The 16,057-nt window shown below is 64.6% G+C and carries 16 protein-coding genes; 9 read left to right on the plus strand and 7 right to left on the minus strand.

All coding sequences use genetic code 11. The features are described from left to right. Nucleotides 1-18: 18 nt before the first annotated feature. Nucleotides 19-642, plus strand: a complete 624-nt coding sequence (locus tag FHS55_RS01570) for a ribonuclease HII (protein ID WP_183187920.1) — start codon at nucleotides 19-21, stop codon at nucleotides 640-642. Between the two features lie 50 nt (nucleotides 643-692). Here FHS55_RS01570 and FHS55_RS01575 read toward each other — a convergent pair whose 3' ends face one another. From FHS55_RS01575 to FHS55_RS01595, 5 genes are all read right to left on the minus strand, one after another. Continuing rightward, on the minus strand, nucleotides 693-1,130 hold the full coding sequence (locus FHS55_RS01575; protein WP_246339746.1) for a hypothetical protein: 438 nt from the start codon (nucleotides 1,128-1,130) through the stop codon (nucleotides 693-695). A 167-nt stretch (nucleotides 1,131-1,297) separates the two neighbouring features. Next, complete coding sequence (locus tag FHS55_RS01580; RefSeq protein ID WP_183187922.1) at nucleotides 1,298-2,353, minus strand: ParA family protein; 1,056 nt, start codon at nucleotides 2,351-2,353, stop codon at nucleotides 1,298-1,300. A gap of 103 nt (nucleotides 2,354-2,456) precedes the next feature. Further along, the gene (cydB, locus tag FHS55_RS01585; RefSeq protein ID WP_210286812.1) at nucleotides 2,457-3,479 is read right to left on the minus strand and encodes a cytochrome d ubiquinol oxidase subunit II; all 1,023 of its coding nucleotides are present in this window, start codon (nucleotides 3,477-3,479) and stop codon (nucleotides 2,457-2,459) included. Nucleotides 3,480-3,482: 3 nt separating this feature from the next. Next, entirely contained in the window at nucleotides 3,483-4,895 is a 1,413-nt protein-coding gene (locus tag FHS55_RS01590) for a cytochrome ubiquinol oxidase subunit I (RefSeq protein WP_183187923.1), read from the minus strand. 175 nt (nucleotides 4,896-5,070) lie between these two features. Further along, on the minus strand, nucleotides 5,071-6,006 hold the full coding sequence (locus FHS55_RS01595) for a uracil-DNA glycosylase (protein ID WP_183187924.1): 936 nt from the start codon (nucleotides 6,004-6,006) through the stop codon (nucleotides 5,071-5,073). A gap of 123 nt (nucleotides 6,007-6,129) precedes the next feature. Between FHS55_RS01595 and FHS55_RS01600 the strand changes: the two genes are divergently transcribed. Further along, nucleotides 6,130-7,791, plus strand: a complete 1,662-nt coding sequence (locus FHS55_RS01600; RefSeq protein WP_183187925.1) for an electron transfer flavoprotein-ubiquinone oxidoreductase — start codon at nucleotides 6,130-6,132, stop codon at nucleotides 7,789-7,791. A 19-nt stretch (nucleotides 7,792-7,810) separates the two neighbouring features. Here FHS55_RS01600 and FHS55_RS01605 read toward each other — a convergent pair whose 3' ends face one another. Further along, on the minus strand, nucleotides 7,811-8,209 hold the full coding sequence (locus FHS55_RS01605; RefSeq protein ID WP_183187926.1) for a VOC family protein: 399 nt from the start codon (nucleotides 8,207-8,209) through the stop codon (nucleotides 7,811-7,813). 109 nt (nucleotides 8,210-8,318) lie between these two features. Here FHS55_RS01605 and FHS55_RS23300 point away from each other — a divergent pair, with 109 nt between their 5' ends. Then, on the plus strand, nucleotides 8,319-9,347 hold the full coding sequence (locus FHS55_RS23300; protein WP_246339748.1) for a hypothetical protein: 1,029 nt from the start codon (nucleotides 8,319-8,321) through the stop codon (nucleotides 9,345-9,347). A 94-nt stretch (nucleotides 9,348-9,441) separates the two neighbouring features. Continuing rightward, the gene (locus FHS55_RS01615; RefSeq protein ID WP_183187927.1) at nucleotides 9,442-9,840 is read left to right on the plus strand and encodes a M15 family metallopeptidase; all 399 of its coding nucleotides are present in this window, start codon (nucleotides 9,442-9,444) and stop codon (nucleotides 9,838-9,840) included. Nucleotides 9,841-9,906: 66 nt separating this feature from the next. Here FHS55_RS01615 and FHS55_RS01620 read toward each other — a convergent pair whose 3' ends face one another. Then, complete coding sequence (locus FHS55_RS01620) at nucleotides 9,907-10,368, minus strand: hypothetical protein (RefSeq protein ID WP_183187928.1); 462 nt, start codon at nucleotides 10,366-10,368, stop codon at nucleotides 9,907-9,909. A gap of 369 nt (nucleotides 10,369-10,737) precedes the next feature. Between FHS55_RS01620 and phnC the strand changes: the two genes are divergently transcribed. From phnC to FHS55_RS01645, 5 genes are all read left to right on the plus strand, one after another. Next, on the plus strand, nucleotides 10,738-11,580 hold the full coding sequence (gene phnC / locus FHS55_RS01625; RefSeq protein ID WP_183187929.1) for a phosphonate ABC transporter ATP-binding protein: 843 nt from the start codon (nucleotides 10,738-10,740) through the stop codon (nucleotides 11,578-11,580). 14 nt (nucleotides 11,581-11,594) lie between these two features. After that, nucleotides 11,595-12,599 (plus strand): phosphonate ABC transporter substrate-binding protein, encoded by a 1,005-nt coding sequence (phnD, locus tag FHS55_RS01630; RefSeq protein WP_183187930.1) that lies wholly within the window; start codon nucleotides 11,595-11,597, stop codon nucleotides 12,597-12,599. Nucleotides 12,600-12,766: 167 nt separating this feature from the next. Beyond that, nucleotides 12,767-13,588, plus strand: a complete 822-nt coding sequence (phnE, locus tag FHS55_RS01635) for a phosphonate ABC transporter, permease protein PhnE (RefSeq protein ID WP_183187931.1) — start codon at nucleotides 12,767-12,769, stop codon at nucleotides 13,586-13,588. Nucleotides 13,589-13,801: 213 nt separating this feature from the next. Further along, on the plus strand, nucleotides 13,802-14,026 hold the full coding sequence (locus FHS55_RS01640) for a hypothetical protein (protein WP_183187932.1): 225 nt from the start codon (nucleotides 13,802-13,804) through the stop codon (nucleotides 14,024-14,026). A 235-nt stretch (nucleotides 14,027-14,261) separates the two neighbouring features. Continuing rightward, nucleotides 14,262-16,016: an ABC transporter ATP-binding protein/permease gene (locus FHS55_RS01645; protein WP_246339750.1), complete on the plus strand. Its 1,755-nt coding sequence runs from the start codon at nucleotides 14,262-14,264 to the stop codon at nucleotides 16,014-16,016. Nucleotides 16,017-16,057: the final 41 nt, after the last annotated feature.

Genomic DNA, 16,057 nt, shown 5'->3' on the forward strand with positions numbered 1-16,057 from the left:
GCGTAAGGACTGTGACGCATGGTGACGGTTCGTCAGAAGCCGGATTTTTCGCTGGAGCGGGCCGCCTGGGCGGCCGGGGATGTGCCGGTGGCCGGGGTCGACGAGGTGGGGCGCGGCCCCTGGGCCGGGCCGGTGGTGGCCTGCGCCGTGGTGCTCGACCCCGATCGCGTGCCCGAGGGGCTCGATGATTCCAAGAAGCTGAGCGCCGCCCGGCGCGAGGCGCTGTTCGAGGCCATCTGCGCCACCGCCGAGGTCTCGCTGGCCTTCGCCCCGCCGGCGCGGATCGACGGCCACAATATCCGCCAGGCGACCCTGTGGGCGCTGGCCCGCGCCTGTGCCGGCCTGCCGCGCGCGCCCAGGCTCCTGCTGGTCGACGGCAACGACCTGCCGCCCGTGCCCTGCGCGGCCCGCACCATCATCGGCGGCGACGCCATCGTCGCCTCGATCGCCGCCGCCTCGATCGTCGCCAAGGTCACCCGCGACCGCCTGATGGCCTCCCTCGGCCTCGCCCACCCCGGCTACGGCTTCGAGCGCCACATGGGCTATGGGACGCCGGAGCATCAGACGGCGCTGGCGGAGCTGGGCGTGTGCCGACACCACCGGAAGACGTTCGCGCCGGTGCGGGCGAGGTTGGGGGTGTAGGGAGTAGGCGCTACGTTGCGGTGTAACAATTCAGGACAGATCGTATTTTATTATGTTGAGTTGCTATTAACTGCTTTGGATATACCAAGTCCAATATTTCGAATGAATGAAATAGAATTAGAGACGTCTTCGCTGTATATTGGCCAAAGTGCTATACCGGCATATGCCGGATTCACGTCCGCTTCGTGTGCGATTCGATTTCTTAAATCGACAAAACGTTTGAGATTTGACTTCAATTCTGCTGCAGGTTGCCCGATTTCAGCAGAAATTTTATCCCATGGATTGTCCATTATGATACGTAAACAATCTCCAACCTTATCTGGAGCCACAAAAGACTTATAAGAGTTCTCTCGCCTAATATATTCGTCGACAATTTCCATTTGCAATACGCCGCTAGTAATTGCGGCCCCGTAAGGTACCTTCAAAGCAGGAATTTCTTGCCCAATTTTCAATCGTTCTAGGATTTCCAAGCGATGAATTTCATGCATAAAAAGATCGAAAGAGCTAATTGATAACATAAGGGCCGATCGAAGTATGTCGCTGCAATCCATAGCTAAAGGTGCGATGCTGTGTAAATATTCGAATATACGTCGGAGGCCTTCAGCTCGATCGCATCCGTGCGCAAGTTTTCCGTATGCCTCTGCGATATGAGGTTTCATTTTGTCATTGATATAATTTTAGTGGCTGCCGTATCGTATATTTTATTAAATTTATTTGCGCTTTTAACTTGATTTTGAGCGACAGATCCTGAATTCATGATGTCTTCACGATTAAGCTCGAAGACGGGCTTTGACAGAGACTGTGAAATAGCAATCAAACTATTGAAGTCGGGAACCTCGATCAGGAATGTGTTTATATTTGAATTAGATTCAGTGTATTTCTCGTCTGATAGTAAAAGATTGGCTCCATTGAGTGCAGGAATAAGAACGTCTTTTTTAGTTTCAAGAAGAGAGTCGAACCATTTCTGGTAGGCGCGAGTTGGTGCGGCCTCTTTACCATCGCGCGATCTGATTCGATAGTTTTGTACAATGGATCCAAGGTACTTCGGATTTTTCTCGGGCCAAGGATAGGCGGCTTCCTTAAGAGCCGTCTGTGTTCCAGCTTTCTCTGCCCAAGTCATCCATTTCGGAAGGACGCGCGAAAGAGAGCGGAGGGCCATTGCCGAGAAGAAATCGGGAGCCATTGGTATAATAAATGCATCGCTTGTAGTGAATAAATTTTGATTTAATGCTCCTAGGCTGGGACTCATATCCACTAGAACGTAGTCAGCCTCGATAGATTTAGCGCTTATATCGATAAGCCAACGTAAAGATCCAGGTATATTTTGCAATACACTCAATGAAGCGGATAGTTCATGTGCAATAGAAAGCTGGCTTTCGTATTCTGCTAAACCAACGTGCCCAGGAAGAACGTATAGGCCGGGGCATTGAGTTACAGCCTGCAATTTAACAGGAGATAGCGGAACTGGTCTCGCTTCAAATGCCGGTGAAAGTCCATCTCGAATATTAAGTATTTCATTTTTACTTTCATAAGGATATTCATCGTTATTGCTATAATTAAGTATTACTCCAGTCAAATTACATTGTGGATCGCAGTCAACAAGAACAACTTTCTTTCCAAGATTTGCCAATTTCCATCCAATATGAAAAACCGATGTTGTCTTCGATACTCCGCCTTTATGATTGAAGAAAGCGATCTGTATGTGTGTCATTTAATAATCTCGGAAATAGTTTGCTGTAGGAGTGAATGATTGCGGGATGATAAGCATATTTATAATGCAGGATGGCTGATCAATGATATATTAAATTACCTCCTCAATGATACCCTTCCCCCTCGCGCACCTTGCCGCGGAACAGCCAGTACACGAAGGCGACATAGCCTAGGATCACCGGCAGCATGAATACCGTGCCGATCAGCATGAAGACTTGGCTGGCCGGTGGCGCCGCCGTCTCCCACACGGTGAGGCTGGGCGGGATGAGGTAGGGGAAGATCGAGATGCCGATGCCGAGATAGCCGAGCAGGAACAGGCCGATGACGCCGAAGAAGGGCAGGTTCTCGTGGCCCTCTTCCAGCCAGCGCCACACGAACCAGGCCAGCAGCAGCGTCACCAGCGGCAGCGGCGCGAGGTAGAACAGGTTCGGCGTGGTGAACCAGCGCTCGGCGATGCGGGGGAAGGCGATCGGGGTCCACAGGCTGACCACGGCCATGAAGGCGAGCACCACCGGCAGGAGCAGCTTGGCATGGGCGCGGGCGCGGCGGGCGGCGGCGCCGTCGGTCTTCATCACCAGCCACACGCTGCCGATCAGCGCGTAGCCGGCCACGACAGCGATGCCGCACAGCGCGGCGAACGGGGTCGCCCAGTCCAGCGGGCCGCCGGCGAAGGCGTTGTCCGCGACCTTGATGCCCTGCACGAAGCCGCCGAGCAGCATGCCCTGGAAGAAGGCGGCGAGCGTCGAGCCGGCCGCGAAGGCGATGTTCCACAGAAAGCGGCTGTCATCGGCGACATGGCGGAACTCGAACGCCACGCCGCGGAATACCAGCGCCAGCAACATGAAGATGACCGGCAGGTAGAGCGCCGGCATGACGATGGAATAGGCCAGCGGGAAGGCGACCAGGAGCCCGCCGCCGCCGAGGATGAGCCAGGTCTCGTTGCCATCCCAGAACGGGGCGACCGAGTTCATCATCTGGTCCTTCTCCAGCTCGCTGCGCGCGAAGGGGAAGAGGATGCCGATGCCGAGGTCGAACCCGTCGAGGATCACATACATGGCGATCGCCACCGCCAGCAGCAGCGACCAGATCACGGGCAGGTACCCGTCCATGCCGAGGCTGATATCCATGTCTCACTCCCCCGGAGCGTTGATGGCGGCGCGGGTCGCCTCGTGGGCGGAGGCGAGCGGACGGTTCGGCACGCCCGTGGGCGGTTCCACGGCCGGGCCCTCGGGGCCTTTGTTGATCAACCGGTTGATGTAGTAGACGCCGCCGGAGAACACGATGGCGTAGACCAGCACGAACAGCGCCAGCGTGGTCGCCATCGCCCAGCCGGCGACGGGCGAGACGGCGTCCGCCGTGCGCAGCACGTTGTAGACCACCCAGGGCTGCCGCCCGACCTCGGTGACGAACCAGCCCGACAGGATGGTGACGAAGCCGATCGGCCAGACATATTGCAGCGGGCGGACATACCAGTCGCTTTCGAACACGCGCCGGCGCCACAGAAGATAGGCGCCGAGCCAGCCGATGGCGATCATCAGCACCCCGAGGCCCACCATGATGCGGAAGGCGAAGAAGGGAATGGCCACCGGCGGGCGGTCCTGCGGGGCGAATTCCTTCAGCCCCTTGAACGTGCCGTCCCAGCTATGGGTGAGGATGAGGCTGCCCAGATGGGGAATGGCGATCTGGTAGTCGTTGCTCTCGGTCGCCTCGTTCGGCCAGGCGAACAGCACCAGCGGCACGCCGCCCGACACCCCATCCGTCTCGCCCCAGTGCGCCTCGATCGCGGCGATCTTCTGCGGCTGGTATTTCAGCGTGTTCTGGCCGTGCGCGTCGCCGATGAAGGCCTGCACCGGCGCGAGGATGGCGATGAGCCCGATCGCCATGCGCATCATGGTGCGCGCATCCTCATGATAGCGGCCGGCATAGACATAGCGCGCGCCCACCGCCAGCACGACGAAGGCGGTGGTGAGGTAGCAGGCCGTCACCATGTGCGCGAAACGGAAGGGGAAGCTGGGGTTGAAGATGATGGAGAGCCAGTCCACCGGGTGCGCCACGCCGTCGATCATCTGGTAGCCGGCCGGGGTCTGCATCCAGCTATTGGCCGAGAGGATCCAGAAGGCCGAGAGCGAGGTGCCGGCCGCCACCATCACGCAGGCGAAGACGTGCAGCCCGCGCGGCACCCGGTTCCAGCCGAACAGCATGATGCCGAGGAAGGTTGCCTCCAGGAAGAAGGCGGTCAGCACCTCGTAGCCGATCAGCGGGCCGATCACGTTGCCGGCGAGGCGCGCGAATGGGCTCCAGTTGGTGCCGAACTGGTAGGAGAGCACGATTCCCGACACCACGCCCATGCCGAAGGACACGGCGAAGATCTTGGTGAAGAACCGCGCGATGCGGTGGTAGCGCTCGTGCCCGGTGGCGAGCCACAGCACTTCCAGCGTGGCGATATAGGCCGCCAGGCCGATGGTGAACCCGGGAAAGATGACGTGGAAGGAGATGGTGAACGCGAACTGGATTCGCGCCAGGATTTCAGGATCGAATTCCATCAGGCTCCCCCATCTCATCACCGCTGACGATAGGTGACGGGCACCCGAGTATGCCCGAGATCCTCCAGGATGGAACGTCTCAAATGATGACAGGCCGAAGTCTCCCCGGCTCTCGAGGGAGCGGGGCGGATCGGCCGGGGTGGGGCGTTTGGCGTTTGGCGTTCGGCTTGCGACTTTAGTCGGGCTTCCGCGCCGTCGGCTCCGTGAGCCGGCTCTCGATCGCCAGCAGGTCGCGCCATGCCATCCGCTTGCCGAGCGGCGTGCGCAGCAGGTAGGCGGGATGGAAGGTGGCGAGCGCCGGGATGGTGCGCGTGCCGGTGTCATAGTCCATCCAGCGCCCGCGCGCCTTGGTGATGCCCTCGCGGATGCCGAGCAGGGTCTGCGCCGAGGGCCCGCCAAGGCACACCAGCACATCGGGATCGGCGAGCTCGATCTGCCGGCGGATGAAGGGCAGGCAGATGGCGGTTTCCTGCGGCGTCGGCGTGCGGTTTCCCGGCGGGCGCCAGGGCACGACATTGGCGATGTAGGCGGTCTCGCGGTCGATGCCGATGGCGGCGAGCATGCGGTCGAGCAATTTTCCCGAGCGGCCGACGAAGGGCTTGCCCTCGATATCCTCCTCGCGCCCCGGCGCCTCGCCCACCAGCATGAGCCGGGCCTTGGGATTGCCGTCGGCGAAGACGAGGCGGGTCGCGGTATGCTTCAGCGGGCAGCCCTCGAAACGCTCCAGCAAGTCGCGCAGCGCCTCCAGCGTCGGCGCATGTGCCGCGGCCTCGCGCGCCTCCAGCGCGGCCTGGTCGGGCGGGGGAGGGGCGGCGGGCGTGACGGCCGCTGGTGCGGCACGTGCGATGGCGGGATGTGCGGTGGCGGAACGTGCGGCGGCCGGGCCCGCGGCGGCGGGGCGGGTATCCGGCGCGGAGGGCCGCGGCGCAGCGGCGGCAGGGGGCGAATCGTCCGCGGCCAGGGGGCCGCGCCGCCGCGCGGTGGCCCGCTCGGACGCGCTTTCGGCGAAGCGATCCACGGGTTCTTCGCCCAGCGCGATATCGACCCCCGCCTCCACGTGGAAGGCGAGCAGCTCGGCGATGAGATCGCGATCGCTAAGTGTCGGCGGCATAGGGCCTTCTTTCCGTCGGAATGATGATCCTATCCGGCGCGGAGACGGTTGTCAGGTTCGGCGGGCCGTGGAACAAGCGTGGAAATGATCCAATGAGCACGTCGCAGTGCCGGAGGGGTTAGCATGAACGCGGACGAGTTGCCCGATCGCGAGGCCATGGAATTCGATGTGGTGATCGTCGGGGCGGGTCCCTCTGGGCTCAGCGCGGCGATCCGGCTGAAGCAGCTGGACGAGAACCTGTCAGTCGTCGTGGTGGAAAAAGGCTCGGAGGTCGGCGCGCATATCCTGTCCGGCGCGGTGATCGACCCCATCGGCCTCGACCGGCTGCTGCCGGACTGGCGCGCGGATGCCGACGCCCCGCTCAAGACCCTGGTCACGGATGACCGATTCTACCTGCTCGGTCCCGCCGGCGGGGTGCGCCTGCCCAATGCCTTCATGCCGCCCCTGATGAACAATCACGGCAATTACATCGGCTCCCTCGGCAATGTCGCCCGCTGGCTGGCGACCAAGGCCGAGGCGCTGGGCGTGGAGATCTACCCCGGCTTCGCCGCCAATGAGGTGCTGTTCGACGCGGCCGGCGCGGTGGTGGGCATCGCCACCGGCGACATGGGCATCGGGCGCAATGGCGAGATCACCGACCGCTACACCCGCGGCATGGAGCTGCGCGCGAAATACACGCTGTTCGCCGAGGGCGCGCGCGGCCAGCTTTCCAAGGAGCTGATCGCCCGCTTCGGCCTGAGCGAGGGGCGCGAGCCGCAGAAATTCGGCCTCGGCCTCAAGGAATTGTGGACCGTGCCGGATGCGCAGCACCGGCCGGGGCTGGTGCAGCATTCCTTCGGCTGGCCGCTGGATTCGAAGACCGGCGGCGGCTCGTTTCTCTACCACATGGAAGACAATCAGGTGATGGTGGGCTTCGTGGTCCACCTGAACTACGCGAATCCCTATCTCTCGCCCTTCGAGGAGTTCCAGCGCTTCAAGACGCACCCGATGGTGCGCGAGACGCTGGAGGGCGGCAAGCGCATCGCCTATGGCGCGCGGGCCATCACCGAGGGCGGCTACCAGTCGGTGCCCAAGCTGGTCTTCCCCGGCGGGGCGCTGCTCGGCTGCGCCGCCGGCTTCGTCAACGTGCCGCGCATCAAGGGCAGCCACAATGCGGTGCTCTCGGGCATGCTGGCCGCCGAGGAACTCGCCCCCGCGCTGGCCGCCGGGCGCCAGCACGACGTGCTCGCCGGTTACGAGGGCAAGTGGCGCGGCTCCGCCATCGGCCGCGACCTGCATGCGGTGCGAAACGTCAAGCCGCTCTGGTCGAAGCTCGGTACCTATCTCGGCATCGGCCTCGGCGGTCTGGACATGTGGGCGAACACGCTGCTCGGCTTCTCGCCCTTCGGCACGCTGGGGCACGGCAAGCCCGATTCCGCCTCGCTGAAGCCGGCCGCGCAGTCGAAGAAGATCGACTATCCCAAGCCCGACGGCGTGGTTTCCTTCGACCGGCTCTCCTCGGTGTTCCTGTCCAGCACCAATCACGAGGAAGACCAGCCGATCCACCTGAAGGTGGCCAACCTCGCCCTCCAGAAGGCGTCCGAACATGACGTCTATGCCGGCCCGTCCAACCGCTATTGCCCGGCCGGGGTCTATGAGTGGGTCGAGAAGGACGGGGACGAGGTCTTCGTGATCAACGCGCAGAACTGCGTGCACTGCAAGACCTGCGACATCAAGGATCCCAACCAGAACATCACCTGGGTCGCGCCCGAGGGCGGCGGCGGGCCGAACTATCCCAACATGTGAGCATCCGGCAGGGGCCCCGTCACAGGTCGCCGCGATGGACGATATGCAGCTTGTTGCCGTCGGGGTCGCGCAGATAGGCGCCATAATAGCCCTCGCCGTAGTGCGGGCGGGGGCCCGGCGCTCCTTCGCTGCCCCCGCCTGCGGCCAGCCCGGCGGCGAACGAGGCATCGACCGCCGCCGGCGAGGGCGCGAGAAACGCCGTCATGGCGCCGTTGCCAGCGCTGGCTGGCTGTCCGTCGAACGGCTCATAGACATAGAAGCGGGGCAGCGTTTGCCTAGGCGTGCTCCAGCCGGCGGCCGCCGGTCCGCCATCGGGCACGACGGTGCGGCGCGTCAGCCCGAGCGGGATGAGCACGGCATCGTAAAAGCGAGCGGCGCGATCGAGATCGCGCGTGCCGACGGTGATGTGACTGAACATGCGCGGCTCCGGCTGGAGGGAGAATCGGCTCGTGATGCTACCCGTTAAAATCCGGCGGCGCCGATTGGCGTTCCATTCCCCTCGCATCCTTCAGGATCGTCCCGGGCACATGATCCGGGCTGCCGTTGTCGGCCTTGCCGCCGCGGCGCTGGCGGCGGGCTCGGCGCGCGCGCAGGAGCCGCCAGACTATTCGCCCTACCGCGAAGGTCTGTTCCTGCGCTATCTCGATGCCGGGCCGGGCCTGCTCGCCCGCGTGCCGCGCATCGGCCTCTCCTTCGGCGGAGCGGAGCCGCTGAGCGCCGATCTCGATTCCGGCTCCACCGGCATCGTCGTGGCGGCGGCCTATATACCCGGCTTCGACCAGTTGCCGTCGCAGGGGCCCGGCAAGCTCACCTATTCCAGCTCCGGCCGCGTCATGGTCGGCCAGTGGGTGGTGACGCCGGTGGCGCTGGTGGGGCGCGAGGGGGCAAGCGTCACGACCGAGCCGTTGCCGGTGCTGGCGGTGACGGAAGTGCGGTGCCTCGACCATGCGCGCGATTGCACGCCCGACCCGAGCCCGCGCCATATCGCCATGGTCGGCGTCGGCTTCGCCCGCGAGGCGGACCTGCAGAGCCAGAGCACGCCGGACAAGAACCCTCTGCTGCACGTCACGGGCGGGAACGGCGCGCGCCGGCAGGGCTACATCCTCACGCGCGAGGGCGTGCATGCCGGCCTGACGCGCGCGAACACGCAAGGTCCGTTCCGCTATCTCAAGCTCGCCCGCAAGCCCGACGGCTCGGACTGGCAGGCCACGCCCGCCTGCATCGCCCTCAACGGCGCGAGCCCGCCGGCCTGCGGCACGGTGCTGGTCGATACCGGGGTCGGGGTGATGTACACGACCCTGCCGGCGGAGCAGGCGCAGGGCGCCACCGGCACGCTGCCCCCCGGCACGCAGATGGCGGTCTCGGTCGGCACGGGGGAGGCGGCCTTCCCGCTCTACAGCTTCACGGTAGGCGACGGCGGCCCGCTGACGCCGGGCGCCATCCACCTGCGCGTTGCCCCCGACCGGACCTTCGTCAACACCGGCTTCCACCTGCTGAACGGCTATGACGTGCTGTTCGACGGGGAAGGCGGCTATATCGGCTTCCGGGCGCGGTAGCCGTGGAGAGTTGTATACCGTCAAATCCTATCATATAGGTTGCTAAATAACCTCATAGGTTGCATTTTCCTTCCATTCTTTGCGGGAGGGGAAGATGGCGCTCAACAAGAGGTCGCTCGATAATCTCGTCGGCGTTCATTCGGATCTGGTCCGGGTGGTCCATCGCGGCGATACGATCACCTCGGTCGGATTCATCGTGACCGAAGGCCCGCGAACGCTGGCGCGGCAGAAGCAGCTTGTGGCCGCGGGCGCTGCGCAGACGCTACGCTCCCGCCATATCCCCGGCGGTCCCGACAATGTCGCCCACGCGGTCGATGTCGCGGCGGTGGTGGGTGGCCAGGTTCGCTGGGACTGGCCGCTCTATGAGAAGATCGCCGTGGCCATGAAGCTGGCGGCACAGCTCGAGGGCGTGCCGGTGGAGTGGGGCGGCGACTGGACGAGCTTCAAGGATGGCCCGCATTATCAGCTGTCATGGTCGAAATACCCGGCATGAGCCGAGGCGCGCGCGACGTTCCCCGCAGCGCGCGGGGAGCGCCTCCCTCGCCAAGCTGGCCTCACCCTAGAACAGGCTCAGCACGAAGGTGAGCAGCAGCACGAACGCGGCCCAGAGGTCCGTTACCATGGCCACGGTCTCGCGCAGGTTGCGGCCGGGCCGGCGCAGATGGTTGAGGCCGGCGAGGCCGAGGAATATGCCGCCGGTGAAAGCGATCGGCGCCACCCAGCCGGCCAACATCATCGAGAACAGGCCGGCGAGGCCGATGGCGGTGTTGGCGAAGCCGAGTTCCTGCGCCAGCACATGGGCGCGCGGTTCGTCGATGCCCAGTATTCCCTTCACGGTGAAGGCCGGCCGCAGGATCTGCGACAGTCCCGCCAGCAGCAGCCGCACGCCCACCGCCCAGAAGGCGAACCATTTGATCGACACCAGCACGAAGCTCGCGATGCCGGTCGTGGTCGACAATTCGGCGGCGATGCTGGCAATGGGCAGAACCACCATGGTGGCGAGGACGATCGCGTAATACATGGGCTCTCCTCGTGACGTGGCCGCGGGGCGGGATACCGGCTGGCACTGCCGAGGATCGCCCGTTCACTCATCTGTGAGCGTGGGCACAGTCAAGTCAACACAGGGTTCGGCCGGGCCGGAGAAAAGCCGGCTTCGCGTTTACTACGCTAGGGAATGCACGGCCGCTGGGAGCGGCGCCGGGTGGTCATCTCCCGCTCGCGGTGAGTGCCGGGCCGCCGGATGAAAAACCTGCCCGATCTACCGCTTGCAGCCGGAAGCGAAGGGCCGGGCGCGTTTGCGGGCGTCATCGAAGCGTAATGCAACCTTCATCCACGCGTCACCCCGCCCCGATACCCCAAGCTTGGCTTCAACGGCCCGGCAGGGAAACTCATGGCGGCAGCGTTGCAACTCGACCGCGTCAGCAAGACCTACGGCGCCATGCGTGCCGTCGAGAACGTGTCTCTGACCATCCGGGAGGGGGAGCGCGTGGCGCTGATCGGGGCCTCGGGTTCGGGAAAATCCACCCTGATCCGCCTTGCCTCGGGCCTCATCCTGGCCGATGCGCAGGGCTCCGGAACTGGAGCCGTGCACGCCTTCGGCATCAAGGTGCAGGAAGGTGGACGCCTCGAGTCCGACGTGCGCGCCGCGCGCCGCAATATCGGCCTGGTCTTCCAGCAATTCGCGCTTTCCGGCCGCCTCTCCGTCATGACCAACGTGCTGGTCGGCGCGCTGGGGCGGATGAATGCGCTGCGTGGCACGTTCGGCCTGTTCAATGAGGATGAGCGCCGCACCGCCTATGCCGCGCTCGCCGAGGTCGGCATTGCCCAGCATGCCGCCAAGCGCGCCCGCGAACTCTCCGGCGGCCAGCAGCAGCGCGTGGCCATTGCCCGGGCGCTGGTGCAGGGCGCCAGGCTGGTGCTCGCGGACGAGCCGATTGCCTCGCTGGACCCGAAATCCGCCAAGCGGGTGATGGACACGCTGGTGACGATGAGCCGCGACCACGGCATCGCGCTGTGCGTCTCGCTGCATCAGGTGGACTACGCCACCGCCTATTTCGACCGCGTGGTGGCGATGAATGCCGGGCGCGTGGTGTTCGATGGTCCCGCCTCGCAGATCAACGCGGCTTTCCTGACCGAGCTCTACGGCGCCAGCGCCGAGGAGTTGATCCTGCCGAGCCAGTTCGTGGTGCCGGCGCCGCCGGTCGCCATCTCTCAATCCCAGACCGTATCCTGACAGGAGCGATTTTCATGAAAAGCCTGATCGCCGCCGGCCTCGCGCTGGCCGCCCTCGCGAGCGCTCCGGCGCACGCCGAGGACATCAAGGAGCTGAACTTCGGCTTCATCTCCACCGAATCCTCGGCCAACCTCGCCAAGAGCTTCGAGCCCCTGCTCAAGGACATGGAAAAGGCCATCGGCATTCCCGTGAAGCCCTTCTTCGTCGGCGACTATGCCGGTGTCATCGAAGGCATGCGCTTCAAGAAGGTCGACGTGGCGTGGTTCGGCAACAAGTCGGCCATGGAAGCGGTGGACCGCGCCGGCGGCGAAGTCTTCGTGAAGACCGCCAAGCCGGACGGTTCCTCGGGCTATTATTCGCTGATCGTCACCAATGTCGATCGCAGCGACATCAACGGCCTCAAGGATATCCTCGACTGCTCGAAGGGCTATAACTTCGGCAATGGCGACCCGAACTCCACCTCGGGCTTCCTGGTCCCCGGCTATTACGTGTTCGCGCTCAACAATGTCGACCCGCAGAAGTGCTACAAGCGCGTGGTGACCGGCAATCATGAGGGCAACCTCCTGGCCGTCGCCAACAAGCAGGTGGACTTCGCCACCAACAACACCGAGAACATGACCCGCCTGCAGCAGACCCGCCCGGCGGAAGCGGCCAAGATCAAGGAAGTGTGGCGTTCGCCGATGATCGCCGGCGACCCGATCGTGTGGCGCAAGGACCTGCCGGCCGACCTCAAGGCGAAGATCTACACCTTCTTCATGACCTATGGCCGCAACGGCACCCCGGAAGAAATCGAGCATGCCCGCGCGGTGCTCGCCAAGACTTCGGACGGCTGGGGGCCCTTCCTCGCCTCTTCCGACGCCCAGCTGATCCCGATCCGTCAGCTCGAACTGTTCAAGGCGAAGGTCAAGGCGCAGAACGACGACAAGCTCTCGGCTGACGAGAAGGCCGCGAAGGTCAAGGAGATCGACGCCAAGCTCGCCGCCCTCGAAGACCAGCAGAAGAAGCTGCCCGCCATGTGAGGCCGCGGAGGCCTGCGCGGCGGCGCGCCGCGCGGGCTTCCTTCCGGCTCGGATTCGTCCCGGAGCGGCTGCGAGGCCGCTCCGGATCCGTCTCGACAGATCCTCGACAGATATCTGCCGCGCTGCGCACCCCGTGCGGGCGGCTTCGAAAGACCAGCGGAGCGACCATGTTCTCAACCGACGCCATCCACCGCGCCGCGACGAGCACCATGCCGCCGCCGCCCGTGACCCCGCTCGCGACCCGCCTCGCTCGTCTCGGCCTTGCCGCCCTTGGCGCCGTGGTGCTGGTCTTCGCCTGGCACGAGGCGGAGATGAACCCGGCGCAGCTGATGCGCGATGCCGGCAACATGGCGACGCTGGGCGCCGATTTCCTGCGTCCCGACTTCACGGATTGGGACGTCTATTCCAGCGCCATGCTGGAGACGCTGGCCATCGCCATCTGGGGCACGCTGCTCGCGGTGATCGTCGGAATTCCGTTCGGCATCCTCTGCGCCGACAATGTCGTGCCGAAATGGGTGGCCTTCCCGGTGCGCCGGTTGATGGACTGCTGTCGCGCCATCAACGAACTCGTCTTCGCGCTGATCTTCATCGCCGCCGTGGGCCTCGGTCCCTTTGCCGGCGTGCTGGCGCTGTTCGTTCACACCACAGGCGTGGTCGCCAAGCTGTTCTCCGAGGCGGTCGAGGCGATCGATCCCGCGCCCGTCGAGGGCATTCGCGGCACCGGGGGCAGCTGGCTGCAGGAAGTGATCTATGGCGTGCTGCCGCAGGTGCTGCCGCTGTGGATTTCCTATGCCCTCTATCGTTTCGAATCCAATGTCCGCTCGGCCACCGTGCTCGGCATTGTCGGCGGCGGCGGCATTGGCATGGTGTTCAACGAGACCATGCGCGGCTTCCTGTATTCGCAGGCCGCGGCCATCCTCATCCTGGTGATCGTCACCGTTTCCGTGCTCGACGTGATCAGCCAGAACATCCGCAAGCGCTTCATCTGACGCATGGACAGGGCCGGGTGCGTCCGCGCCGGTCCTGTCTCTCGTGTGCGATGTTTCTGCGAAGGCCATGCCAAACGCCGCCCGCGAGCCTTGCATCGTTGCAAGGGCTGCCTTTCGCGTACGGCGGTGGTGAGAGGCCTCCCGCCTCCCCAGCTAACTCTCACAAACAGGGAGCGGCGTTCCCAACACCGCACCGCTTGAGGAGAGTGCACGATGATCCGCATGGTTATTGCCGCGACGCTGATCGCGGTTTTCGGTGTCTCGGCGGCGTCCGCCTCCGGCCGCAGCAAGGATGAGCGCGCCGCCTTCTGGCAGACCGTGAAGGAAGGCAAGCAGCCCTGGCGCCCGGCCAAGGCGCCGGTGGGCGCCCAGCCCGCCGCGTCAACGGCACCCGCCACCGTCAACAAGGCGCCGACCGCCGCCAAACCGGCACAGTGACGTCGGCGGGTCCGGCGATCCCGCGCGGATCGATCGGACGGCCCATTCGACAAGGCGCCGGCTCCCTTCGGCGCCTTTTTTCGTGCGCCGGGCGCCGACAGGAAGCATCGCTCGACGCGGTCCCGCACGGTCGTTGCGATCTCGCTTTCCAAAGTTTAATGAGCCGGCCATCTTCTGGCTGGCATTGATCAGCAAGTGTCGCGGATCGATTGCCTTCCCGATCCGGAGAACACCCTTGCTGCGCGCCATCCTCTCGCTGCTCGCCGATGTCTGGCGGCTGTCCATTCCCTATTTCCGTGGCGAGGACAAATGGCGGGGCGGCATCCTGCTCGCCGCCGTGGTCGCGCTCGAAGTCGGCTGGGTCTACGCGACCGTGCTGCTCAACGAGTGGAACAACGCCTTCTACAACGCCATCCAGGAAAAGGACTACGCCGCCTTCACGCATCAGCTCTGGCTGTTCGCGGCCTATGCGGCGGGGGCGATCATCGTCGCGGTCTACCAGATCTATCTCCGGCAATGGCTGGAGATCCGCTGGCGCAACTGGATGACGGACAAGTATCTGACCGCCTGGCTGGACAACCAGACGCATTACCGGCTGCGGCTGAAGGGCGACATGGCGGACAATCCCGACCAGCGCATCGCCGAGGATATCCGCTCCTATATCGCCCAGACCGTCAGCATCTTCATCGGCCTGCTCAACGCGATGATGACGCTGGCCTCCTTCGCGGTGATCCTGTGGGGACTGTCGGGCGAGTTCCACTTCACCCTGTTCGGCCGCCAGTGGGACATTCCGGGCTATCTCGTGTGGGCGGCCTTCGCCTATGCCACGGTGGGCACCTATATCGCCCATCTCATCGGCCGGGTGCTGGTGAAGCTCAATTACGACCAGCAGCGTTTTGAAGCCGATTACCGCGTCGATCTGGTGCGCGTGCGCGAGAATGGCGAGCAGATCGCGCTGCTGGGCGGCGAGAAGGTAGAGCAGGGGCGTCTGCTCGATCGCTTCTCGCATATCGTGCACAATTACTGGGGCATCATGATCGCCCAGAAGCGGCTCACCTGGTTCACCTCCGGCTACGGTCAGGTGTCGAACGTGTTCCCGCTCATCGTGGTGGCGCCGGCCTATTTCGGCGGCTCCATCGCGCTGGGCCAGCTGATGCAGACCGCCTCCGCCTTCGGCCAGGTGCAGGGCTCGTTCTCCTTCTTCATCAATGCCTACGCGACGCTGGCGGACTGGAAATCGGTGGTCGACCGTCTCATCGGCTTCGAGGACAATATCGCCGCCGCCCGCGCCGCGGCCGCCGGCAGCGCCTATCGCCGCGTGCCGGCCACCGATGGCGCCATGCTGGCGATCGACCAGATGGATGTCCGCCTGCCGGGCGGGCGCAGCGTGCTGATGGTGGACGGCGTCTCGGTGAGCCGGGGCGAGGCGGTGCTGCTCACCGGCCCCTCCGGCTCGGGCAAGTCGACGCTGCTGCGGGCGGTGGCCGGCATCTGGCCTTATGGCTCGGGCGCGGTGGCGCTGGCGCCGGAGGCGCGGATGCTGGTGCTACCGCAGCGGCCTTATGTGCCGGTGGGTAGCCTGCGCGGCGCGCTGGCCTATCCCGACCCGCTGGCCGAGCATGACGATGCCGCGCTGCGCGAGGTGCTGGAGGCGGTGGGGCTCCACGACTTTACCGACCGGCTCGACGAGCGAGCCCTCTGGCCGGCCATCATGTCGGGCGGCGAGCAGCAGCGGCTGTCCATCGCCCGCGCGCTGCTGGTAAAGCCGGATGTGCTGCTGCTCGACGAGGTGACGTCCGCCGTGGACGAGCCGGCCGAGGCGGCGCTCTACACCACGCTGCGCGCCCGTCTGCCGGCCACCGCCATCCTCTCGATCGGCCACCGCTCGACGCTGAAGCCGCTGCACAGCCGGCATATCGAGATTACCCGGGAGGCCGGCGCGCCGGCGCGGCTGGAGGGCCGCGGCACGCTCATCGCCCCCGCGGCGTGAGGGGGCGTTCTCTCTCGGGAGTTCGGAGCCGGATCCTGATC

It is taken from the genome of Ancylobacter tetraedralis, assembly GCF_014195655.1.
GTDB lineage: Bacteria > Pseudomonadota > Alphaproteobacteria > Rhizobiales > Xanthobacteraceae > Ancylobacter > Ancylobacter tetraedralis.